We start from the raw sequence: 22,880 nt of genomic DNA on the forward strand, positions 1-22,880 counted from the left end.
GAACCGTGATCCCCGGGCAACAGACAGGTGCCTCTCTCTGGGTAGTGTCGGCCGCACCGGGGATCTCCGGGCCTGTGAGCACCGTCGAGGGAGGACGCGTTGAGCCGAGCATCGCTGCTGGCCCGGAGGTCGGGTGCGCACCGGGGGCTGCTCGTGCTGGTGGCGCTCCTGGTCGCGGCCGTCACGGGCACGCTCGGGGTCACGCTCGGGTACGTCCAGGCGGCGGCGGTCGACGGCGCCCGGGCGAGCCTCTCGGCGGCCTCCCCGACGGCGCGCGGGGTGCTGCTCACGACGCGGCTGGCGTCCGCCGAGGCGGACCAGCGGGCCCAGGACTCCCGGGTTCGCGAGGCCGCGAGGGACCTGCTCGGCGGCACGGGGCACGAGGTCGTGCGCCAGGTGCGGACCGAGCCGCTGCGCACCACGCGCCAGGACGGCGCCGACCTGGGCCGCTGGGCCCTCGCCGCCCTGCCGGAACCGGGCGGGCACGACGGTCTCGAGACGGTCGAGGGCGCCTGGCCGTCGGGCGACGGCGAGGTTGCGGTGCAGGCGGAGGCAGCCGAGGCGGCGGGCCTGGCCGTGGGCGACGTGCTCCAGGTGGGCGTCCCCACGGACGCGGACGTCACGGGGCCTGACGTCGGTACCACCGTCACCGTCTCCGGCACCTGGCGGGTCGCGGACCCGGACGACCCGCGCTGGTTCGCCGACCCGCTCCTCCTGGAAGGGGCCGACGGGACGGGCCTGGGCCCGCTCCTGGCGTCGCCGGCGCTGATCGCCGCCCAGGACACCGACCCGCTCGTCCGCTGGACCGTGGTGCCCGACGCGGGCGTCCGGCCGGGCGACCTTCCGGCGCTGGCCACGCTCGCCGACGACCTCGACTCCCGGCTCGGGGAGGACGACGCCGTCGCGCCCCGCGGCCTGCGGGTCGAGGGCACGCTCGACCGGACGGCGGCGGAGACGTCGGCGGCGCTCCGGGCGGCTGACGCCGTGGCCCTGGTGCCGCTGTGCCTGCTCGCGGTCGTCAGCCTCGTCTCCCTGGTCCAGGTGGCGCGCCTCCTTGCCGCCACGCGCGAGGCCGAGGTGGCGCTGCTGGTCGCCCGCGGTGCCGCGCCGTCGACGGTCACGGCGGGCGCGGCGCTGGAGGCCTCCCTGCTCGCCGCCGCGTCCGCCGTCGGCGGCGCGCTCGCGGCCGGCCTGGCGCTGCGCCTCCTCGTGCCCGACGCCGAGCAGGGCGCCACCGTCGCGACCGTCGCCGTCGTGGTGGCCGTCGCCGCGACGGCGGTCCTGGCGGTGGTGGCGGGGCTCCAGGCGCGCGCCGCGGCGCGGCGCCAGGTGACCGACCGGTCCGGCCGGGCCCGCACCGTCGCCGCGCTCAGCACGGTGATCCTCACGGTGGTCGCGGCCGCCGTCTGCCTGTGGCAGCTGCGGCGCTACGGGTCGCCGCTCGTGACGACCGCCGACGGCGCGCGGACCGACCCGCTGTCGGCGCTGGCGCCCGCGCTCGTCCTGGCCGCGCTGGCGGTCGCCGTCATGGCGGTCCTCGGGCCGGTCTCCCGCCTGTGGTCGGCCCTGGCCGCGCGGGCACGGGGAGCGGTGGGCGTGCTGGCGGCGCGGCAGGTGGCCCGGCGGCTCGTGGTCTATGTGGTTCCCGTGGTGCTGCTGGTGCTGGCGGGCGGGGCGGCGACCCTTGCCGCGGGCTACGCGGGCACCTCCGCGCGTCTGCAGGAGGACGTCGCGACCGCGCGCAACGGCACGGACGTGCGGGTCACGCCGGCGAAGGGCACCTCGGTGGACCCGGCGCTGGTGTCGGCGCTGTCGCGCCTGGACGGGGTCACCGCCGCAGCGCCCGTGGGGCGGCACCGCGCGTCGGCGGGCTCGATGCCGGTCACGCTGCTCACGGTCCCGTCGTCGGCGGTCGAGGGCGTGGTGCGGGCCCCGGCCCAGGTCGCCGACGTGCCGTCGCTGGCCCGGGCGCTCGCCGCGCCCGAGTCCGCGGGCCCCGTGCTGCCCGCCGGCGCCCGCCAGGTCACCGTGTCGGTCACCGCCTCGGCCCAGCTGTGGGACGTCGCCACCGACGCCCCGGCGGCCGTCCCGGGCGACGAGTGGTACGTCGAGCGGCTGGAGCAGGTGAGCCTCACGCGGGTGGACCTCGTGCTCGCCGCGCCCGACGGGTCCGTGGTGCAGGTGGCCGCCGGGGAGCTGAGCCACGACCTCGACGGTGACGGGAGCGGCGCGGGCGCGGACGTCGTGGGCGCCACGCCCGAGCGGCGCGACCTCACCGTGACCCTCCCGGAAGCCTCCGGCGACCTGCCGTGGCGGCTCCTCGCGATCGACGTCGACCTGGGCGTCGACTGGAACCCGGCCCGGACGGCCCTCGCCGTCGACGCGCTCACGGTCGACGGCGCCCCGGTCGACCTGGGCGACGGCTGGGCCCACGCGCCCGACGTGACCGGGCAGGGGTACGAGCTCGTGGACTCCGGCCGGCCCGCCGTGGACCTCGTGGCCTTCGAGGACCTGACGGTGCGCTACCTGCCGGACGACGCCCTCGTCGCGCCCGTCGTGCTGTCGTCGGGGCTCGCGGAGGACCTCGGGGTGGCCGAGGGCGACCCGTTCGAGGTGGTCGTCGCGGGCGGCGCGGCGCAGGTGGAGGTGGCTGACGTGGTCGACGTCGTGCCCGGGGCGCTCGAGCGGCACGTCCTCGTCGCCGACCCGGTCGCCCTCGCCCGCAGCCTGCTCGCCACGCCCGCGCGCCCGCCCGCCGACCAGGAGGTCTGGGTCGCCGCCTCGGCGCCCGGCACCACCGTCCTGCCCGACGACGCCGCGCGCGTCGCGGGCGAGGCCGGCGCCCTCGTCGCGGCCGCCGCCGAGGCTGCGGGCACGGCGGCCGAGGTGCCCGAGGTGACCACCCCCGGCTTCGATGCCGGGGCCGTCGACGCCTCGGCGCCGATCCGGGCCTCGTTCTGGCTCGCCGCCGTGGGGACGGTGATCCTCGCGCTGTCCGGCGTGCTCGCGGTCTCCGTCGCCCTGCTCCGGTCGCGCCGCGGGGAGGTCGTGGTGCTGCGCGCGGTGGGGCTGGGCCCGGCGGCGCAGGGCCGCACCCGGGCCACCGAGCTGCTCGCGGTCGGCACGGCGGCCCTCCTGCTCGGCGTGGTCGCGGGCGGGCTGGTCGGTGTCCTCACCGTGCCGGGCCTGGCCGTCGCCACGCTCACCGGGCTCGACACCGCGCCGCCCGCGCGGTTCGGCCTGGACGGCCTGGGCGTGATCGCGTGCGTCGGGGTGGCGCTGGCCGGGCTGGTCGCCGTCGCAGTGGTCGTGGCCGGCCGGGTGGCCGCGCAGGCGCGCGACACCGAGTACCGCGAGGAGGTGCGCTGATGGCTTACGGCCCGTTCGGCGGGTGGGGCCTGCTGGCCCGCCGCCAGCTGCGGTCGTCCTGGGGGGCGACGCTGACGCTCGCCGCCGTGGCGCTGCTCGCCGCGCTCGTGCTCTCCGCGGCGCCGCGCGCGCTCGCCGACGTGCACGCACGCCAGACCGCCCACGCGACGGCGGGGCTGTCGGCCGCGACGCGCGACGTGGTGGCGGTGGGCGCGGGGCGCATGCCGGGCGGCTGGGACGCCTACCTCGCCGGGCTGCAGGACCTGCGGGACGAGCAGCCCGAGCCGCTGCGCTCCATGCTGGGGACACCGTCGTTCCAGGTGACGAGCTCCGGCCAGGAGACCGTCGCGCCGGTCGACGGCAGCGACCTGTACCGGGTGTCCGTCGCGTTCCGGGCGTCCCCCGACATCCAGGAGCACGTCCAGGTCGTCGACGGCCGGTGGCCGGCCGCCACGCCCGCCGCGCACGGCGAGGGCCGGATCGTGTCGGAGCGGGACCACGCGCTGTTCTCGCAGGCGCCCTTCGAGGTGGCGGTCTCCCGCGCCGTCGCGGACCGGTTCGGCTGGGAGGCCGGCGGCTCCTACCCGCTGCCCCAGCTCGTCGGCGACGACGTCCGCGCCGGCGTCCTCGGGCGCGCCGGCAGCGGCCCGCTCGTCGTCGCCGCGGTGTACGAGCCGCTCGACCCCCAGGACGAGTACTGGGAGCACAACCCCTCGGCGATCGAGCCCTTCCTCGAGAACAGCCCCTCGTTCGGGCTCCTCGGCAGCGCCACCGTCTACGTGGACCCCGCGATGATCGCGCCGCTGAGCCCCGTGGGCGCCGACACCCGCAGCTGGATCCCGATGAGCGCCGACGGGCTCTCCGCCGACGAGGTCCCGGCCGTGGTGTCCCAGCTCCGGCGCCTCGACGCGCAGAGCGTGACCATCGAGACCGGCTCCGGGCCCGGGGAGCCGGGCGGCGCGGCGCCGTTCGTCGTCGAGCCGTCGAGCGAGCTGGTCGGGGTGGTCGAAGCGCTGCTCGCCCAGCGGTCGGGCGTGGACGCGATCGTCGGCGTGCTGGCGGCGGGCCCCGTGGGCGGGACCGTCGCGGTGCTCGCCCTCGGCGCACGGCTCGTGGTGGACCGCCGTCGGCCCGCGCTGTCCCTGCTGCGCGCCCGCGGCGCCTCCGCGGTCCAGCTGCGCGGCCTGATGGCCGCCGAGGGCCTGGCGACGGGGCTGGTCGCGGCGCTGGCCGGGTTCGCGGCAGGCCTCGTGCTGGTGCCCGGCCCCGTGACGGCGACCCAGGTGCTCCTGGCCCTGCTGGCGGGGCTCGCCCCGGCGGCGGCCCTCGCGACCGCGGCCTCGCCGCGCGGCCTGCGGGCGGAGCGCAGCGACCTGGGTACCCGGTCGCGCAGCCGCCTGCGCTGGGTCGTGGAGCTCGTCGTGGTGGCGGCGGCAGCCGTCGCGACCTGGCTCCTCCTGGGGCGGGGCGTCGTCGCGGGGACGAGCGCGCCGACGTCGGCCCGCGGGCTGGGGGTGGACCCGCTGCTCGCGTCCGCCCCGCTGCTGCTCTCCCTGGCCGCGACCCTCCTGGCGGTGCGGGCCTACCCCTGGCTGGCCCTGGCCGCCGAGCGGGCCCTCGCCCGGCGGCGCGACCTCGTGCCGTTCCTCGGCGCCGCCCGGGCCACCCGCGACCCGGCCGGCGGTCCCGTCCCGGCCGTCGCCCTGGTGCTCGCCGTGGCCGTCGCCGCGTCCTCGACGGTGCTGTACGCGACGGTGTCGGGCGGCGTGACGCGCGAGGCGTGGCGGGCGGTCGGTGCGGACCTGCGCGTGTCCGGGCCCGTCGTCGACGACGAGACCGTCTCGGCGCTGGCCGCCCTCGACGGTGTGGAGGCGGTGTCCGCGGTGACGGACCTGGGGCAGATCCCGCTGCGGACCGGGCTCGCGGGCGAGCGGGTCCAGGTCTACGCGGTCGACGGCACGGCGCTCGCCGAGGTGCAGCGCGGCACGGCGGGCAGCCCCCGGCTGCTCGGCGACCTGGCCGGAGGCGGCGACACCCTGCGGGCGGTCGCGTCCGAGGGGCTGGCCTCCGCGGGCGTGACGGCCGGCGCGGGCGGGCTGGAGCTGGTCGGCAGCACGGCGGCGCCCCTCGAGGTGGTGGAGGCCACGGCCGAGGTGCCCGGCGTGGCGTCCACCGAACGGTTCCTCGTCGTGGACGCCGCGCGGGCCGCCGCGCTCCTCGACCTGAGCGAGACCTCGCGCATCGCGCTGGTGGGCCTCGCCGACGGGGCCGACGCCGCGGCGGTGGCCGAGCGGGTCCGCGGTGTCCTGCCCACCTCTGTGGTGGACGACCCGGACCGGAGGGCCGCCCAGCTCCTCGAGTCACCCGTCTCGTCCGGTCTCGCGGCGGCCTTCCTGGTGGCGGTGGCGCTGGCCGGGGTGCTCGTCGCGGCGGCCGTGGCGATGACGCTGATGCTCGCGGCGCCGGTGCGGGCGCGGTTGCTGGCGGTGCTGGAGACGCTGGGCCTGTCGGGGCGGCAGGGTCGCGGGCTGGTGGGCTGGGAGATCGGGCCGTGGACGGTGGTGGCGCTGCTGGTGGGCGCCGTGCTGGGCGTGGTGGTGCCGTGGGTGGTGCTGGCGGCGGTGGACGTGACGGCGCTGACGGGCGGCACGGAGCAGCCGGGCCTGGCGTTCGACCCGGTGCTGCTCGGGGCGGTAGCGGCGGGATTCGTGGTGGTGGTGCTGGCGGGGGTCGTGGTGGCGGCGGCGCTGGGCCGGCGCGGTGAGGTCGCGGCGCAGCTGCGCATGGGTGAGGAGAGATGAGCATGGGTGCGATGACGGCGCAGGTGCTGGTCCCGGAGGCGGTGGTGCCGGGCGGGGAGATCGTGTGCCGTGATCTGGTGCGGATCTTCGCCACGGACGGGGTGGAGGTCCAGGCGCTGCAGGGGCTCACCCTCACGGTGGACCCGGGGGAGATCGTGGCGGTGGTGGGCGCGTCGGGGTCGGGCAAGTCGACGCTGCTGACGATCCTGTCGGGCCTGGACACGCCCACGGGCGGGTCGTGCGTGGTGGCCGGGACGGACCTGCTGACGATGTCGGCCCGGCAGCGCGTGGCCTACCAGCGCGGGACGGTGGGGTTCGTGTGGCAGCAGACCTCGCGCAACCTGCTGCCGTACCTGACGGCGGCCGAGAACGTGCGGGTGCCGCTGGAGCTGTCGGGGTCGCTGCCCGCGCGGCAGCGGGCGGCGCGGGCCGCGGCGCTACTCGAGCTGCTGGAGGTGGGGCACGTCGCGGACCGGCGGCCGGCGCAGATGTCGGGCGGTGAGCAGCAGCGGGTCGCGATCGCGGTGGCGGTGGCGAACGGTCCGCGGGTGCTGCTCGCGGACGAGCCGACGGGCGAGCTGGACGAGGCCACGTCCGTGGAGGTGCTGGAGGCGCTGCGGGGCGTGAACCGGGAGACCGGGGTGACCACCCTGATCGTGACGCACGACCCGGCGGTGTCGGAGCACGTGGCTCGGACGATCCAGATCCGGGACGGGCGCACCTCGACCGAGGTGCTGCGCCGCACGGAGGTGGACGAGCACGGGGCCGAGCGGCATGTCGCGGAGGAGTTCGCGGTGCTGGACCGGGTGGGGCGGCTGCAGCTCCCGTCGGACTTCGTGACCTCGCTCGGGCTGAAGGACCGGGTGCGGCTCGCGCTCGAGACCGACCATGTGGGGGTGTGGCCGGACGCGCGTCGGGCCGACGCCTCCCGTGAGACTGAGGAGGGCGAGCGATGAGCGCGACTGTGACGGCGGCGGCGCTGCGCGCCGAGGGCCTGACCCGGGTGTTCGGCACCGGGGCGGCCGAGGTGACCGCGCTGTCGGAGGCCGCGGTGAGCGTGGCGCCGGGCGAGCTGCTGGTGGTGCGCGGGCCGTCCGGGTCGGGCAAGACGACGCTGCTGAACCTGCTGGGCGGGCTCGACAAGCCCACCTCGGGGCAGGTGTGGCTCGGGGACCGGGAGCTCACGGCCATGAGCGAGGCGCAGGTGCTGGCCGCCCGCCGGGACGAGATCGGGTACGTGTTCCAGTCGTTCGGGCTGGTGCCGGTGCTGTCCGCGGCGGAGAACGTGGAGGTGCCGTTGCGGCTGCGGCGCACGCCCGCCGACGAGCGCGCCCGCCGGGTCGCCCAAGCCCTGGCCGCCGTCGGGCTGGAGGGGCACGCGAAGCAGCGGCCGTACGAGCTGTCGGGCGGGCAGCAGCAGCGGGTGGGCATCGCCCGGGCGCTGGCCGCCGACCCGAAGGTGCTCATCGCGGACGAGCCCACCGGGCAGCTCGACTCCGCCACCGCCGCCATGGTGATGGACCTGCTGGCCGAGATCGTGCACACGCGCGGGGTCGCGGCGATCGTCTCCACCCACGACCCGCTGCTCATGGCGCGGGCCGACCGCGTCGTCGAACTTCACGACGGGCACGTCACCACGGCGTGAACCACGGCCTGAACCACGGCGTGACCCAGGTGTGACGCAACAGGGGGCACCCTCGGGGAGGTGGCGCGGGTAGGATGGGGTCCGCGCGACGATTGCGCAAATCCCTCACCTGAGAAGAGATGCCTTCTATGACCGTGTCCACGACCCGCGCAGTGCGCTCCGACCTGCGCAACGTCGCGATCGTCGCTCACGTCGACCACGGCAAGACCACGCTCGTGGACGCCATGCTCAAGCAGTCGGGCGCCTTCGGCGCGCACCAGCACGTGGACGACCGCGTGATGGACTCCGGCGACCTCGAGCGCGAGAAGGGCATCACGATCCTCGCGAAGAACACCGCGGTCCGGTACTCCGGTCCGTCCGCGGCGGCGCACGGCCAGCCCGGCGGCATCACGATCAACGTGATCGACACCCCGGGCCACGCCGACTTCGGTGGTGAGGTCGAGCGCGGCCTGTCCATGGTGGACGGCGTCGTCCTCCTCGTCGACGCGTCCGAGGGCCCGCTGCCCCAGACCCGCTTCGTGCTGCGCAAGGCGCTGGCCGCCAAGCTGCCCGTCATCGTCGTGGTGAACAAGGTGGACCGCCCCGACGCGCGCATCGACGAGGTCGTCGCCGAGACCACGGACCTGCTCCTGGGCCTCGCGAGCGACCTGGCCGACGAGGTCCCGGACCTGGACCTCGACGCCGTCCTCGACGTGCCCGTCGTGTACGCCGCCGCGAAGGTGGGCCGCGCCTCGATCCAGCAGCCGGCCGACGGCGGCCTGCCCGCCGACGAGGACCTCGAGCCGCTGTTCGCCACGATCCTCGAGAAGATCCCGGCCCCCACGTACGAGGAGGGCTCGCCCCTCCAGGCGCACGTCACCAACCTCGACGCGTCCCCGTTCCTGGGTCGTCTCGCCCTGCTGCGCATCTTCAACGGCACGCTGACCAAGGGCCAGACCGTGGCCTGGGCCCGCCACGACGGCACCCTGCAGAACGTGCGCATCACCGAGCTCCTCGAGACCAAGGCGCTCACCCGTGTCCCCACCGAGCAGGCCGGCCCCGGCGACATCGTCGCGGTGGCGGGCATCGCCGACATCACCATCGGCGAGACCCTCACCGACCCCGACGACCCGCGGCCGCTGCCGCTCATCACGGTGGACGACCCCGCCATCTCGATGACCGTCGGTATCAACACCTCCCCGCTCGCGGGCAAGGGCGGCAAGGGCCACAAGGTCACCGCGCGCCAGGTCAAGGACCGCCTCGACCAGGAGCTGGTCGGCAACGTGTCGCTCAAGGTGCTCCCCACCGAGCGCCCCGACGCGTGGGAGGTCCAGGGCCGTGGCGAGCTCGCGCTGGCCATCCTCGTGGAGCAGATGCGCCGTGAGGGCTTCGAGCTCACCGTGGGCAAGCCGCAGGTGGTCACCAAGATCATCGACGGCAAGGTCCACGAGCCCATGGAGCGCATGACGATCGACGTGCCGGAGGAGTACCTCGGCGCCGTCACGCAGCTCCTCGCCCAGCGCAAGGGCCGTATGGAGTCCATGTCCAACCACGGCACCGGCTGGGTGCGCATGGAGTTCATGGTCCCGGCGCGCGGCCTCATCGGGTTCCGCACGCGCTTCCTCACCGACACGCGTGGCACCGGCATCGCCGCCTCGATCTCCGAGGGCTACGAGCCGTGGGCCGGCCCCATCGAGACCCGCATGGTGGGCTCGCTGGTCGCCGACCGCGCCGGCAAGGTGACGCCGTTCGCCATGATCAACCTGCAGGAGCGCGGCTCCTTCTTCGTGGACCCCACGCAGGAGGTGTACGAGGGCATGATCGTGGGCGAGAACTCCCGCAACGAGGACATGGACGTCAACATCACCAAGGAGAAGAAGCTGACGAACATGCGGTCCTCCACCGCCGACAACTTCGAGAACCTCATCCCGCCGCGTCACCTGACGCTGGAGGAGTCGCTCGAGTTCGCCCGCGAGGACGAGTGCGTCGAGGTCACCCCCGAGGTCGTGCGCATCCGCAAGGTCGTGCTGGACGCGACGGAGCGTGCGCGGGCGGCGTCCCGCCTCAAGCGGTCCTGACCCCTGGTGCAGGCTTCCACGAGCCCGTCGCCCTGGCCTGATCTCCGGCCGGGCGGCGGGCTCGTCGCCGTCCACGCCCACCCCGACGACGAGACGCTGTCGACGGGGGCGCTGCTCGCCACCTGGGCCGAGGCGGGGCTGCCCGCCACCGTCGTGACGTGCACCCGGGGCGAGCGCGGCGAGGTGCTGGCGCTGCCCGGGACGACGTCGGAGGGGCTCGCTCACCTCGAGGGCGACGGTGCCCGGCTCGGTGCGTACCGCGAGACGGAGCTCGCCCGCGCGGTGGCGGCGCTGGGCGTCGACCAGGTGTTCCTGGACGCTCTGCCCGCCGACAGCGGGCCCGCCGACAACGGGCCCGCCGAGAACAACACTGTGCAGGCAACGGCGCCGAGTTTCCGGCGCAATGTTGTTCTCGCGGGCTCCGCAGCGCGTCGCTACGAGGACTCCGGGATGCAGTGGGTGCGGCCGGGCGTCGCCGGGCCGGCGTCGGACGCCCCGCCGGGTGCGTTCTCCCTGGTCCCCCTCGACGAGCCCGCCACACGGCTGGCCGGGCTGCTCCGAAGGCTCCGCCCGTCCGTCGTCGCGACGTACGAGCCGGGCGGCGGGTACGGGCACCCCGACCACGTCCGGACGCACCAGGTGACGGTCCGGGCGATCGCGCTCGCCGCCGACGCCGGCGCCGTCGTGCCGGGCGAGCCGTGGGACGGGGCCGAGCTGTGGCAGGTGGTGGCCCCGGCCGACGAGGTCCGGGCCGCGCGCCGCGCGCTGGCCGCGGACCCCGCCGCCCGTGCTGTGGCCGAGTCGGCCGGGCTTGCGTTCGCCGACCCGGACGAGCCGCTGCCGCCCTTCGCCAAGGAACGGCTCGACGGGCGGGTGGTGCGCTGCGCCGTCGGACCGGTGCTCGACCGGGTCCTGGGGGCGCTGCGCGCCCACGCCACCCAGGTGCAGCACCCGGGAGCGGCCGGGCCGGGCCTGCTGGCCGGCGGGGTCGCGGGCTGGTACGCCCTCGGCCACGACGTGCTGGCGCCGGTCCCGGCGTACGAGACCTACCTGGTGGGCTGACCGGGGTCAGCGACCCTGGAGGGCGTCCACCCCGACAGTCATGGCGATCACGAGCCGGCGGTCCACGGCGGGAGAGTGGATCTCGACGTCGTACCGGTCGCGGAAGCCCCACTTCTTGACGATCGAGAAGGCCGGCTGGTCGCCGAGCACGAAGTCGAAGTGGTACGGCAGCCACGCCAGGTTCTCGGACAGCCGGCGCAGGATCGCGACGGTCATGTTCCGCTCCTGGCCCACCAGGTTGCCCAGGCCGGGCTGCTCGACGTGCCAGGTGGTGCGCAGGAACGACTTCTTGAAGTCCTTGCGGAACAGGCCCACCGCGTTCCCGGCGGCGTCCAGCACGTCGTACGTGGCGGCCAGGTCGAACACCTGGCGGGCCTTGAAGCCCAGCACCGGGACCTGCTTGGTGTCGTCCGTGTAGAGGGTCACCTGCTCGCGCATGGCCATGCGCTTCTGCTGGGCGAAGGCCAGCAGCTCGCCCTCCGAGCCGTCCGGCTGCGCGGCGCGGATCTCGTACTGGTTCACCATCATGCGGATGCGCTGGCGCATGACGAGCCGGCGCTGCTCCTGGAGGGTGTCAGGGGTCATGGGTTCCTCCGTCGTGGGGGCGGCCGGGGCGGCCGCCGCCGGGAGTCTCCCACACCTGCGCCCGCACCCGTCCGCGTGCGGGAGGATGGGGTAGTGAGCCTCCCGAACGACGCCTACCCGAACGCCCACCCGTCCCGCTCTCCCTCCGGCGCGGGCGGGTCCCGCGGGTCGGTCGCGGGGCTGGTCGTGCGGATGATCCTCTCGCTGGTGCTGGGGGCGGTCGTGGCCGTCCTCGGCACGGTGGTGCACCGGTACGGCGACGACAGCTGGTACGCGGGGATCGCCCTCGCCCTCGCGCTCACCGCGTCCGGTGCGGTGCTCTGCCGGGCGTGGTCCGGCCTGGGGGCGCTCCTCGTGTTCGGTGGCGGCTGGGTGGTCGCCGCGCAGGCGCTGTCCGTCACCGGATCCGGTGGTGACGTCCTCGTGGTCCAGGGGGCGCTCGGCCTCGTCTGGTCGTACGGCGGCCTCGTCGTGATCGCGCTGGCGGCCTTCGCGCCCAGTTCTTGGTTCTCCGACGCTCCTGCCCGACGCCGGTCACTCACCTTCTGAGGTCGTCTCGCCGCAGGTCATGGCGCTGCCGGCAGGTATGAGAGGTGTCGGCGGGATCGCCACAGGACCTCCACGCGAGGCAGGTGGAACGTGGCGAATGCCACGACTCGCAGTGAGTAGGATTCGTTGAAGGGCGGATTCTGCCGACTCGGGCCACCCCGTCGGCGCCCCCCAGCGGGTGCGGACGGTCCGTGCTCGAGTAGTTCGCACGGAGCGTGTCGATGGGCCAGCCGACCGAGCGTGACAACCCTGCGCTCGAGCCGACCTCGCAGGACCAGACCGACGAGAACTCCACTCCCGCGAGGGACGTGGAGGCCGTCACGACCCCGGCCGAGGTGCCGCTCCACGAGGATCCCGGGGTCGAGCCGACCGCCGAGAAGCCCGCTGAGCCCGCGAGCGACGACGCGCGGAAGCCCGTGAGCGACGACGCGCGGAAGCCCGCCGCGCCACCGTCCATCCCGCCGCGACTCTCGCCGACGCGCCCCGGTGTGCCTGCTGCCCGGCCTGCTGCCGGTGTGCCCGCTGCCGCGGGGCCCGCTGCGGGGGCTGCCGCGGGACCCGCTGCGGCGGCTGCCGCGGGGCCGGCCGACGAGGATGCGGCCCCGGCTGCGGAGCCTGCTGCTGCGCAGACCGGTGCCGCGGACGAGCCTTCGGCTGCCGCGGACCAGCCCGCTGCTGCGCCGGCTGCTGCCGCTGCGCCCGCTGCTGCGGCCACTGCTGCGCCTGCGCCCGCTGCGGCGCCCATCCCGGCGGGCAAGCCGGCAGGCGCCGTGGCTCCGGCCGCCGAGCAGCCTTCTGCTCCTGCGACTCCTGCTGCTGATCCGGCCGCCGCGGTCAAGGGTGCGGAGGGCACGCCGGCGGCGACGCCTGCGGCCGGTGCTCCCGAGCCCGCAGCCCCTGCAACGCCTGCCGCCCCCGCAACGCCTGCCGCCCCTGTCGCCACCGTGGCGGCTCCCGCGAGCCTGCCCCCGGCGATCCCTCCGGCGGCCGCCGCCGCACAGCCGGCCAAGCCCGCAGGTTCCTCCACCCCCGCGAAGTCGGCGGGCGCGAGCCCGGCCGCCCCCTCCGTGGCGCCCGCTCCGGGTTCCTCGGCTCCGGCTGCCTCGGCTCCGGTCCGGCCGGCGACTGCCGCCCCGGCGACCACTGTCGCGCCGGCTCCCACTGTTGCCCCGGCGTCGACCGTCGCCCCGGCTGCTCCCGCTGCCGGGTCCGCGGCGACCCCGCCCCCGGCCGCCCCGACCTCCGCCGACGCGCCGGACGAGGTCGCGCTGCTCCAGGCGGTCGTCGACACGCTCGCCGCGCCGACGAACACGGCGCCCACACCGAAGGTGAAGTACACGCCTCGGGTGTTCGCGTTCGAGCGTCCGGCACAGGGTGGAGCCGCTGCCGCTGCCGCTGCTGCCGGAGCCGCTGCCGGTGCCGCCGCGGCGTCGGCGGCGAGCGCCGCCTCAGCATCGCCCGCCTCAGCATCGCCCGCCGCCCCCGGCACCCCGGGCGTGCCCGCGCCCGGCCTCTCGTCCTCGCGGCCCTCGCTGGACGGCCCCGGCGGGGCGAAGGCGACCGCGCCGACCGGGGCGACGCCTCCGCCGTCGGCGCCCCCGGCGGGCCCGACCACGCCGCTCGACGTGCCGACCCTGGTCCAGGGTGCTCCCGCGCCCGGCGGGCCGGGGGAGATCCCGCTGCCGCAGGCCACGTCGCGGTTCAAGCCGCTGACCGACGCCACCCAGCGGGTCATGCGGCCCCTGACCGGCGCCATCTCGCTGCCGTGGGGCCGGACCGGCTCGCCGCAGGGGAGCGTGCCGCCCGTCCCCGGTCCCCCTCAGGGGCACGTGGCCGGCGGTCCGCCGACCGGCGCGCTGTTCGGTCTCCAGGGTGACGGCGCCCCGAGCCGCGCCCCGAAGGTCGCGATGTACGCGGGGCTCGGCCTCGTGGTGCTCCTCGGCATCTACTCGATCATGGCGTGGTCGTTCGGCGACAAGGTGCCGAGCGACACGACCGTCGCGGGCGTCGAGATCGGTGGCATGACCGAGACCCAGGCGGTCGCCGCGATCGAGAAGGAGCTGGGGCCGCGTGCCGCCGAGCCGATCGCGCTGGTCGCCGGCGAGGCCTCGACCACGCTGGACCCCGCCGCGAGCGGGCTGGCGCTGGACGCCGAGGGCACCGTCGACGAGCTCACCGGGTTCTCGCTGAGCCCCGCCCGCATGTGGCAGCACCTGTTCGGCGGCTCCGACGAGGAGCTGGTGCTCGCGGTGGACGAGCCCGTGCTCGAGGCCACCGTGGACGGCCTCCAGGAGTCCATGGCGGTGGCCCCGGTGGACGGGACCGTCGTGATGGTCGACGGCGCCCCGTCGGCCACCCCGGCCGAGCCGGGAAGCCGCGTCGTGTCCGCGCAGGTGGCCGGCATCCTGACGTCGCAGTGGCTGCGCAGCGAAGGCCCCTTCGAGCTGCCGACCGAGCCGGTCGACCCCGAGATCACCCAGGCGGAGACGGACGAGACGCTCGCCCTGGCGGAGAAGATCGTGTCGTCGCCGGTGGTCGTCGAGGTGGGCGGCCAGAACCCCGAGCTGCCGGGTGACGTGCTGGGCCGCGCCGTGTCGTTCGCGCCCGTGGACGGCACGCTGCAGCCCACGTTCGACGGTGCGGTGCTGGTCGAGGCGGTCGTGGACCGCACGGACAACCTGCTGAGCGAGCCGGACGACGCGCACTTCGAGTTCCAGGGCGGCGTGCCCGTCATCGTGGGCGGCGAGGCGGGCACCACGCTCGACCCCGCGGCCGTGGCGACCGCCGTCCAGGCGGCGGCCACGAGCGACGAGCGCACCACGTCCGTCGAGCTGGTCGAGCAGGACCCGGCCGACTCGCGGGCCGCTCTCGAGGCGCTCGGGATCAAGGAGGTCGTCAGCGCGTTCGACACGCCGCTGACCAGCGACCCGGTCCGCACGCAGAACCTCATCCGCGGCGCGCAGATGGTCACCGGCACGCTGATCAAGCCGGGCGAGACGTTCTCGCTCATCGAGGCGCTGTCGCCCATCACGGTGGCGAACGGGTACCACGCCTCGGGTGTGGTCTCCAACGGCCAGCACACGGAGGGCGTGGGCGGCGGCCTGTCGCAGATGGCCACCACCACCTACAACGCGGGCTTCTTCGCCGGGTACGACGACGTGGAGCACTGGGAGCACAGCTTCTGGTTCCCGCGGTACCCCGCCGGCCGCGAGGCGACCATCTTCGTGGGCTCCAAGGACATGCGGTTCAAGAACGACACCCCGTACGGCGCGCTCATGCAGTCGTGGGTGGCGAACGGACGCCTGTACGTGCAGATCTGGAGCACCAAGCACTACCGGGTCGAGACGTCGGACAGCGGCCGCCAGAACGTGCGCGGCACGTCGGTGGTGCACAGCACCTCGCCCGACTGCGAGAACTACCCCGGCGGTGAGCCGGGCTTCTCGATCACGAACTACCGCAAGGTCTACGGGCCGGACGGGAAGCTCGTGAAGGACGAGGCGCAGACCCACACCTACAAGCCGGACAATCCGATGGTCTGCGGCGGCCAGCCCGGCGCGGGCGGCTGACCCCCGCCCCGCGGGATCTGGGTAAGGTCGGGCAGGGCCGTTCCGGCCCTGCCCGAACCTGTGAGAAGAGGTAGTCATGCTGGGACGCAGCGAGCGTGAGTCCCCGGCGCACGCGGCCCTCGCCGCGCGCATCGGTGGCTGGGCTGTCGAGGACACGCTGGAGCTGCTGGACCTCGGTACGACGACGGACACCCTGGCCACGGTGGCGTCGATCGACGACCTCGGCGCCGTGATGCACCTGGGGCACCCGGAGCAGCCGTGGCCGGAGCTGGAGGAGGCGCTGCTGCAGGGCGCCTCGTCGCTCATCGTCACCGCGGCGGTGTCCGTGCCCGGCGAGTGGGTCTGGGTGGGACCGGCCGGCGGCGGTGCCGCGGGCGGCCAGGTGATCGTTGACGAGGCGGGCATGCGTGACTGCCGCTCGGTGCTGCGCGGCCTCGGCGTGAGCCCTCGGCTGGTGCCCAGCCGCACGGCCGTCGACGAGCGCGTGGCCCTCGCGGGCCCCGACGGCTCCCTCGTGATCGAGCGGTCACGCATCCCCGCGGGTTTCTTCGAGCTGCCCGACAGCGCGGCCCTGCAGGGCCGCGCGCCCGTCTGGTACGGGCTCCTGGAGTCGCGGCACGCCTGGCCCGCCTTCGACGAGCCCGCGCAGGTCTGGCTGGCGTTCGGGCCGTACGACGACCACCGCGGCTCGCTGCAGCCCACGCTCGCCGTGATCGCCGGTGCCGGCATCGACCTGCAGCACCTGCGGAGCCACCAGTCGGTGCTCGGGCCGCACGTGTTCTTCACGTCGTTCTCGTGCCCCAGCTCGGCCGTGCTCGACGCGCTCGTGGCCGAGCTCGACGCCCACGGGGTCGCTCACCGCACGCTCGCCGTGCTCCCCGGCGCCGACTTCGTGCCCGGACCCGTCTCGCTGACACCGCGGTGGGCGCCCACGGGCGGGGACGGACGAGACCGGTCATGAGCGCGGCCGCCGTCGCCTACCTGGGGCCCGAGGGCACGTTCACGCACCAGGCGGCCCTGGAGTGGGCCGCCGCCGCGGGGGCCGGGGCGCCGTCGGGCGGCACCGTCCCGCTCGGCACCGTCCGGGAGGTGCACGACGCCGTCGCCGCGGGGCAGGCCGGCGCCGGCGTGGTGGCGATCGAGAGCTCGGTCGAGGGCTACGTGGTGCCGTCGCTGGACGCGCTGGTCGGCAGCCCCGACGTCGTGGCCGTCGACGAGGTGGTCATCGACGTGTCGTTCGACGCGTTCGTGCGTCCCGGGCACGGCGAGCTGCGGGAGGTGTCGGCCCACCCGCACGGGCTGGCCCAGTGCGCGGGCTTCGTCGCCGTGCAGGGCCTGGCGCCCGTCGCCGCGACGTCGAACGCCGCAGCCTGCCGCGACGCCGGCCCGCACACGGTGGCGCTCGGCCCGGCGCTCTGCGGCGAGCTGTACGGGCTCGACCTGTACGCGAAGGCCGTCGAGGACTTCCGCGGCGGGCGCACCCGGTTCCTCGTGCTGGCCCGGCGCGCCGACGCGGCGGCCCACCTCGAGCGGTCCCGCCGGGCGGGCGTCGAGGCGTGGCGCACCATGATGGCGATCACGCCGGTCGTGACGGGGCCGGGCGTGCTCGCCCGGATCACCGCCGCCTTCGGCGACCGGGGCGTGAACATGTCGAGCCTGATCACCCGCCCGCTCAAGGCGCAGCAGAGCAAGTACGTGTTCGTGGTGACGTGCGACGACGCCCCGTGGGGCGTGGGAGCGCGGGCGGTCCTCGACGACCTCCTCGCTGCGGGCGACTCGCTCAAGACCCTGGGCGTCTTCCCCGCCGGGGAGGAGCTGGACGACCGGCTCGACACCGACCACGTGCCCGTCGGCTCGGTGTCCGCGGGCGCTCCGGCCCAGACCTTGGCCCAGGGGCTGCTGTGGTGACGCCGGGGGCGCCTGCCGCGACGGTGGGCGTCGTCGGCCTGGGCCTGATCGGCGGGTCCCTCGCCCGCGCGCTCGACGCGCGCGGCGTCGCCGTGGTCGCCACCGACGTGTCGGGCGGGGCGCGCGCGGCCGCCCGCCACGCGGGCCTCGACGTGGTCGACGATGTCGCGGGCCTGGTCGCGCGTCGTCCCGGGATCCTGGTGCTGGCGGCCCCCCTGCGGGCCATGCGCGGGGTGGCGGGCGACGTGGCGCGGGCGGTCGAGGCCGAGCTGGCCCACGACGCGGCGTCCGGCTGGGACCCCACCGTCACCGACGTGGGCAGTGTCAAGGGCCCGGTGCGTCAGGCGATGACCGACGCCGGTCTGGGCGACCGCTTCGTGGGCGCCCACCCCATGGCGGGGACGGAGCGCAGCGGGTTCACGGCGTCGGACGCCCGGCTCCTGGTCGGCGCGCGCTGGGCGGTCACCGTCGACGACACCACCAGCCCCCGCCGCCTGGAGCAGCTGCTCCGCCTGCTCACCGGCACGCTCGAGGGCACGGTCGCCGTGCTGACCGACGACCTCCACGACGAGGCCACCGCCCTGATCTCCCACGTGCCGCACGTCCTGGCGACCCAGCTGCTCAACGCCGTCGCGGGCTCCGACGTGCGCGACCTCGCGCTCGGGCTGGCCGCGGGCTCGTTCCGCGACGGCACCCGCGTGGCGTTCAGCGACCCGCGGCGCACCGAGGCCATGGTCACGGAGAACGCCGCCTGGGTGACGCCCGTGCTGCGGCTCGCGGTGCGTGACCTGGAGGCGCTCGCCGACGCGCTCGACGCGAACGCCCCGACCCACGACTTCTTCGACCGGGCGGCGGCCGTGCGCGAGGCGCGCCCGGGGGCGGGGGCGGGGGCGGGGCGTCCTGCGGGGGCGGCTCTCGGGCCGACGCCGAACGTCCCCCTGGCGGGCGCGTGGCCCGCCGCCCTCGTCGAGCGGTGCGCGGCAGGCGCGGCCGTGGTGGCCCTGGAGGACGGCGCGGCCGTCCTCGCGTGACGTTCCCCCGGCGGCCGACGGCCGTTACGCTTCGGCCATGACTGACGACGCCGTCAATAAGCACGAGGCCGACGTGATCGTCGTCGGCGCCGGTCTGTCGGGCCTCGTGACCGCCACCGAGCTCACCGCGGCGGGGCGCCGGGTGCTCCTCGTCGACCAGGAGCCGTCGGCCTCGCTCGGCGGGCAGGCGTGGTGGTCGTTCGGCGGGCTCTTCCTCGTGGACTCCCCGGAGCAGCGCCGCGTCGGGGTGCACGACGACGTCGAGCTCGCCTTCTCCGACTGGCTCGGCTCCGCACAGTTCACCCCGGGCGCAGACCGCGGCGAGGGCCCTGACCGGCACGGCTACGCCTGGGCCAAGGGCTTCGTCGAGTTCGCGGGCGGCGACCTGCGGTCCTGGCTGCACGCCAAGGGCGTGCGCTGGTTCCCGCTGGTCCAGTGGGCCGAGCGCGGCGGCTACCCCGCGGGCGGGCATGGCAACTCCGTCCCGCGCTTCCACATCACGTGGGGCACCGGCCCCGGGGTACTGGAGCCGTTCGTCCGGGCCGCGCGCGAGGCGGTGGCCTCCGGCCTGCTGGAGCTGCGCTTCCGGCACCGGGTCACGGAGATCCTCACCGACGACGGTCGCGTCACCGGCGTGCGCGCGGAGGTCCTCGCCGACGACGCGGCCGGCCGCGGCGTGCCGTCGAACCGTACGGTCACCGGCGAGGTGGAGCTGCGCGCGCAGGCCGTGGTGGTGGCGTCGGGCGGGATCGGCGCGAACGCGGCGTCGGCCCGCGCGCGCTGGAACCCCGAGTACGGCGCGCTGCCGGAGCGGATGCTCCAGGGTGTCCCCGACTCCACCGACGGGAAGCTCCTCACCGTCGCCGCCGGGTCGGGCGCCGCCCTGGTCCACGAGGACCGGATGTGGCACTACCCGGAGGGCATCGCGAACCACTCGCCGGTCTGGACCGCGCACGGCATCCGGATCCTGCCGGGGCCGTCGTCGCTCTGGCTCGACGCGGACGGCAACCGCCTGCCCGGCCCGCTCTACCCCGGCTTCGACGCGCTCGGCGCGCTCCAGCACGTGACCGGCCGGGGCGACGACCACTCCTGGTTCGTGCTGAACCGCACCATCATGGAGAAGGAGTTCGCGCTGTCGGGCTCCGAGCAGAACCCCGACCTCACCGGCAAGAGCATCCCGAAGCTCGTCGAGCGGGTGCGCGGGAAGGCCGTGCCGATCGCGCTCTTCGCGGAGCGGTCACCCGAGTTCCTGTGGGCGCAGACCCCGGCCGAGCTGGCCGCCGCGATGAACCGGCTCACCGACGAGACGCCGGGGTCGCACGGGCACGTCGACGCCACCGCGCTCGCCGGGCTCATCGCGGCGCGGGACGCCCAGGTCCTGTCGGGGCTGGGCAAGGACCCCCAGGTCGTGGCCACGGCGGCGGCCCGGAACTTCTGGGTGGACCGCAACATCCGCGTCGCCCCGCCGCGCGCCCTGACCGACCCCAAGGACGGGCCGCTGCTCGCCGTCCGGCTCTCGGTGCTCACCCGCAAGACGCTCGGCGGCCTGTGGTGCGACCCGTCCGGCCGCGTGCTGCGGCCCGACGGGGAGGTCCTCGACGGACTGTGGGCCGTGGGGGAGGCCGCCGGGTTCGGCGGGGGCGGCGCCCACGGGCACCGCGCGCTCGAGGGCACGTTCCTGGGCGGGTGCCTCTTCACGGGCCGGGTGACGGGAAGGGCGCTGGCGGCGGCCCTGTGACGGGACAGCCCCCGCCGAGACGGTGACGTCGTCGGACGGAGCGACTATCTCGGCAGGGGCGGGGAGAGCAGCACCTGGACGCTCAGCGCCTCGGTCGTGACCGCGCACGCCCCGCCCGGGCCGTGCGGGCCGACGGCGCGCTCGCCGTTCTCGCCCTCGCCCGGCCGCTCGTCGGCGGAGTCCCAGGCGAGCTCCCAGCGGCCCGAGCCCTCGCGCGGCGGGGGCAGCACCACCTGAGCGTCGGACAGGCCGCCGTTGAGGACCAGCAGCACGTCGCAGTCCTGCGGCGCGGGGCCGGGTCGCACCATCTGCAGCAGGCGACGGCCGGGCTGGTTCCAGGCGGCCGGATCCATCGGCTCGCCCGACTCCGAGAACCAGAGCAGGTCGGGGTCGGGCTCCCCGGGGCGCGGCGTGCCGAGGAAGAACGAGTCGGCGCGCAGGGCCGGGTGGTCGCGCCGCAGCCGGGACAGGAACCGCGCGGTCTCCAGCAGGTCCGAGCGCGTCCGGTCCAGGTTCCAGTCGACCCAGGAGATCTCGTTGTCCTGCACGTAGGCGTTGTTGTTGCCCTGCTGGGTGCGGCCCAGCTCGTCGCCCGCCGTGATCATGGGCGTGCCCGCCGACAGCAGCAGGATCGCCAGCAGGTTGCGCTGCGACCGCCGGCGCAGCGGGGCGATCGCGTCCCAGTGGACCGCCGCGTCGTCGTCCCCGGCGGGGGGATGGCCCTCGAGGCCGTGGTTCCACGACAGGTTGTGGCCCGAGCCGTCACGGTTGTCCTCGCCGTTGGCGTGGTTCTGCTTGTGCTCGTACGCCACCAGGTCGGCCAGCGTGAAGCCGTCGTGGGCGGTCACGTAGTTCACCGAGGCCACCGGTCCGCGCACGAGCGGCGGGTCGCCCGGGCCGAACAGGTCGGCCGAGCCCGCGAGGCGCGTCGCCAGCTCGCGCAGGCCACGCATCTCGCGCCCGTGGGAGCCCTCGCGCGGCGCGTCCAGCCAGAAGCCGCGCACGGCGTCGCGGAACCGGTCGTTCCACTCGGCCATGGGCGGCGGGAACGCGCCGGTCTGCCAGCCGCCCGGACCCACGTCCCACGGCTCGGCGACGAGCTTGAGCCCCGACAGCACCGGGTCGGTCTGCAGCGCCACCAGGAACGGGTGGTCCGGGTCGAAGCCCACCGTGCCCCGGCCGAGGGTGACCGCCAGGTCGAACCGGAAGCCGTCCACGCCCACCGTCTCCGCCCAGTACCGCAGCGAGTCCAGGGCCAGCTGGATCACCCGCGGACGGCGGAAGTCCAGCGAGTTGCCCGTGCCCGTGACGTCGGCCAGGGCGGCGGGGGAGGCGCCGTCGTGCAGGTAGTAGACCGGGTTGTCGAGGCCGCGGAACGACACGTGCAGGCTGTCGTCGCCGCCCTCGCACGTGTGGTTGTAGACCACGTCGAGGAGCACCTCGATGCCCGCCTCGTGCAGCAGGTGCACCATGCCGCGCACCTCGTCGAGCACGGCCTCGGCGCCCGCGGCCTGGGCCGCGCGCGTGGCGTACGGGGCGTGCGGCGCGAAGAAGCCCAGCGTGCTGTAGCCCCAGTAGTTGTGCCGGCCCTGCGCCACCAGGCGCGGCTCGGAGGCGCTCGCGTGGATGGGCAGCAGCTCCAGCGTCGTGACGCCGAGCACCTTCAGGTGCCTGATCACCGCGGGGTGCGCCACCCCCGCGTACGTGCCGCGCAGCTCCTCGGGCACCTCCGGGTGCCGCATCGTCAGGCCGCGCACGTGGGCCTCGTAGATCACCGTGTCGGCCCACGGCACCCGGGGGCGGGTGCCCGACGGCGGGGCCGGCATCGGCGCCAGGACCACCGCGTGCGGCACCGAGGCGAGAGAGTCGCGCTGGTCCGCCTCGCCGTACCGGTCGCCCAGCCACCAGCCCGGCACGTCGGGGTGCTCGGCGGCCACGGCGCCGATGGTCTCCGGCCCGTACCGCAGCTCACCGACCAGGCCGCGCGCGTACGGGTCCACGAGGAGCTTGTGCGGGTTGTGGCGCATGCCCGCGCGCGGGTCCCACGGCCCGAAGACGCGGAACCCGTAGCGCTGACCGGGGGCGACGTCGGGCACGTGCGCGTGCCACACCCCGTACGTGGGGCCGTCCAGGGGGACCCGGCGCTCGCGGTAGCGGGCCGGGTCGTGCGGCGGCAGCTCGGGGGCCACCACGTCCACGAGGCACAGGTCCACCGCCGTGGCATGGCTCGCGAGCACCGCCACGTCGACCCCGCCGGTGGGCGTCGGGTGGACACCCAGCGGCGGCACATGGCTGCGCCGTACGTTGGGCCGGGTGAGCGGCCGCACGATGGGCCGGGGTGCGGGGTCGCCCGGCGCGCGCTGCGCCTGCACGTCTCGGGTGTCCTTCGCCATGCCGTCCATGGTGTCAGGTCTCGCTGGGTGCTCCGTCCGTGCCGCGGGCGAGGGCGGGCGGCGCACCGCACCTCTGGACAGCGCTTGCCGCGCGGTGCATCATGGTCCCTGGCCCTAATGAATCCTTTCAATCAGCCCGACGACGGGCGGGGCCCGCACCACACTGCTCAAGGACG

General features: G+C 75.8%; 14 protein-coding genes. 12 read left to right on the plus strand and 2 right to left on the minus strand.

Going from position 1 to position 22,880, the window contains the following annotated elements; all coding sequences use genetic code 11:
• Window positions 1–99: 99 nt before the first annotated feature.
• The 6 genes from AC060K_RS03130 (at window position 100) to AC060K_RS03155 (ending at window position 10,934) form a co-directional block, all read left to right on the plus strand.
• A complete protein-coding gene (locus tag AC060K_RS03130) occupies window positions 100–3,369 on the plus strand; it encodes a hypothetical protein (protein WP_483763991.1) in 3,270 nt (1,089 codons plus the stop codon).
• Complete coding sequence (locus AC060K_RS03135) at window positions 3,369–6,170, plus strand: hypothetical protein (RefSeq protein WP_483763992.1); 2,802 nt, start codon at window positions 3,369–3,371, stop codon at window positions 6,168–6,170. The genes AC060K_RS03130 and AC060K_RS03135 overlap by 1 nt, the downstream gene beginning before the upstream one ends.
• Before the next feature lie 2 nt (window positions 6,171–6,172).
• Window positions 6,173–7,126: an ABC transporter ATP-binding protein gene (locus tag AC060K_RS03140; protein ID WP_483763993.1), complete on the plus strand. Its 954-nt coding sequence runs from the start codon at window positions 6,173–6,175 to the stop codon at window positions 7,124–7,126.
• On the plus strand, window positions 7,123–7,815 hold the full coding sequence (locus AC060K_RS03145) for an ABC transporter ATP-binding protein (RefSeq protein ID WP_483763994.1): 693 nt from the start codon (window positions 7,123–7,125) through the stop codon (window positions 7,813–7,815). Before AC060K_RS03140 ends, AC060K_RS03145 begins: the two co-directional genes overlap by 4 nt.
• Before the next feature lie 128 nt (window positions 7,816–7,943).
• Window positions 7,944–9,872: a translational GTPase TypA gene (gene typA / locus AC060K_RS03150; RefSeq protein WP_483763995.1), complete on the plus strand. Its 1,929-nt coding sequence runs from the start codon at window positions 7,944–7,946 to the stop codon at window positions 9,870–9,872.
• Between the two features lie 6 nt (window positions 9,873–9,878).
• Complete coding sequence (locus AC060K_RS03155; protein WP_483763996.1) at window positions 9,879–10,934, plus strand: PIG-L family deacetylase; 1,056 nt, start codon at window positions 9,879–9,881, stop codon at window positions 10,932–10,934.
• Window positions 10,935–10,940: 6 nt separating this feature from the next.
• Here the strand turns inward: AC060K_RS03155 and AC060K_RS03160 are convergent, their stop codons facing one another.
• The gene (locus AC060K_RS03160; RefSeq protein WP_483763997.1) at window positions 10,941–11,519 is read right to left on the minus strand and encodes an LURP-one-related family protein; all 579 of its coding nucleotides are present in this window, start codon (window positions 11,517–11,519) and stop codon (window positions 10,941–10,943) included.
• Between the two features lie 93 nt (window positions 11,520–11,612).
• On the opposite strand from AC060K_RS03160, the gene AC060K_RS03165 reads away from it, so the two are divergent.
• From AC060K_RS03165 to AC060K_RS03190, 6 genes are all read left to right on the plus strand, one after another.
• Window positions 11,613–12,068 (plus strand): hypothetical protein, encoded by a 456-nt coding sequence (locus tag AC060K_RS03165; protein WP_483763998.1) that lies wholly within the window; start codon window positions 11,613–11,615, stop codon window positions 12,066–12,068.
• Window positions 12,069–12,289: 221 nt separating this feature from the next.
• On the plus strand, window positions 12,290–15,634 hold the full coding sequence (locus AC060K_RS03170; RefSeq protein WP_483763999.1) for a VanW family protein: 3,345 nt from the start codon (window positions 12,290–12,292) through the stop codon (window positions 15,632–15,634).
• A 76-nt stretch (window positions 15,635–15,710) separates the two neighbouring features.
• Window positions 15,711–16,595: a hypothetical protein gene (locus AC060K_RS03175; RefSeq protein WP_483764000.1), complete on the plus strand. Its 885-nt coding sequence runs from the start codon at window positions 15,711–15,713 to the stop codon at window positions 16,593–16,595.
• Complete coding sequence (locus AC060K_RS03180; RefSeq protein WP_483764001.1) at window positions 16,592–17,542, plus strand: prephenate dehydratase; 951 nt, start codon at window positions 16,592–16,594, stop codon at window positions 17,540–17,542. Before AC060K_RS03175 ends, AC060K_RS03180 begins: the two co-directional genes overlap by 4 nt.
• Entirely contained in the window at window positions 17,536–18,573 is a 1,038-nt protein-coding gene (locus tag AC060K_RS03185; protein ID WP_483764002.1) for a prephenate dehydrogenase, read from the plus strand. The genes AC060K_RS03180 and AC060K_RS03185 overlap by 7 nt, the downstream gene beginning before the upstream one ends.
• 37 nt (window positions 18,574–18,610) lie before the next feature.
• Window positions 18,611–20,311, plus strand: a complete 1,701-nt coding sequence (locus AC060K_RS03190; RefSeq protein ID WP_483764003.1) for an FAD-binding dehydrogenase — start codon at window positions 18,611–18,613, stop codon at window positions 20,309–20,311.
• A gap of 44 nt (window positions 20,312–20,355) precedes the next feature.
• Here the strand turns inward: AC060K_RS03190 and glgX are convergent, their stop codons facing one another.
• A complete protein-coding gene (glgX, locus tag AC060K_RS03195; RefSeq protein WP_483764004.1) occupies window positions 20,356–22,704 on the minus strand; it encodes a glycogen debranching protein GlgX in 2,349 nt (782 codons plus the stop codon).
• Between the last annotated feature and the right edge of the window lie 176 nt (window positions 22,705–22,880).

It is taken from the genome of Antribacter sp. NEAU-D49 (genome assembly GCF_057158775.1).

What these genes read in the sequence shown, in the direction of transcription:
- AC060K_RS03135 (WP_483763992.1), top strand. Translation starts at nt 3,369, where the DNA reads ATGGCTTACGGCCCGTTCGGCGGGTGGGGCCTGCTGGCCCGCCGCCAG.
- AC060K_RS03140 (WP_483763993.1), top strand. Translation starts at nt 6,173, where the DNA reads ATGGGTGCGATGACGGCGCAGGTGCTGGTCCCGGAGGCGGTGGTGCCG.
- AC060K_RS03145 (WP_483763994.1), top strand. Translation starts at nt 7,123, where the DNA reads ATGAGCGCGACTGTGACGGCGGCGGCGCTGCGCGCCGAGGGCCTGACC.
- typA (WP_483763995.1), top strand. Translation starts at nt 7,944, where the DNA reads ATGACCGTGTCCACGACCCGCGCAGTGCGCTCCGACCTGCGCAACGTC.
- AC060K_RS03160 (WP_483763997.1), bottom strand. Translation starts at nt 11,519, where the DNA reads ATGACCCCTGACACCCTCCAGGAGCAGCGCCGGCTCGTCATGCGCCAG.
- AC060K_RS03170 (WP_483763999.1), top strand. Translation starts at nt 12,290, where the DNA reads ATGGGCCAGCCGACCGAGCGTGACAACCCTGCGCTCGAGCCGACCTCG.
- AC060K_RS03175 (WP_483764000.1), top strand. Translation starts at nt 15,711, where the DNA reads ATGCTGGGACGCAGCGAGCGTGAGTCCCCGGCGCACGCGGCCCTCGCC.
- AC060K_RS03180 (WP_483764001.1), top strand. Translation starts at nt 16,592, where the DNA reads ATGAGCGCGGCCGCCGTCGCCTACCTGGGGCCCGAGGGCACGTTCACG.
- AC060K_RS03190 (WP_483764003.1), top strand. Translation starts at nt 18,611, where the DNA reads ATGACTGACGACGCCGTCAATAAGCACGAGGCCGACGTGATCGTCGTC.
- glgX (WP_483764004.1), bottom strand. Translation starts at nt 22,704, where the DNA reads ATGGCGAAGGACACCCGAGACGTGCAGGCGCAGCGCGCGCCGGGCGAC.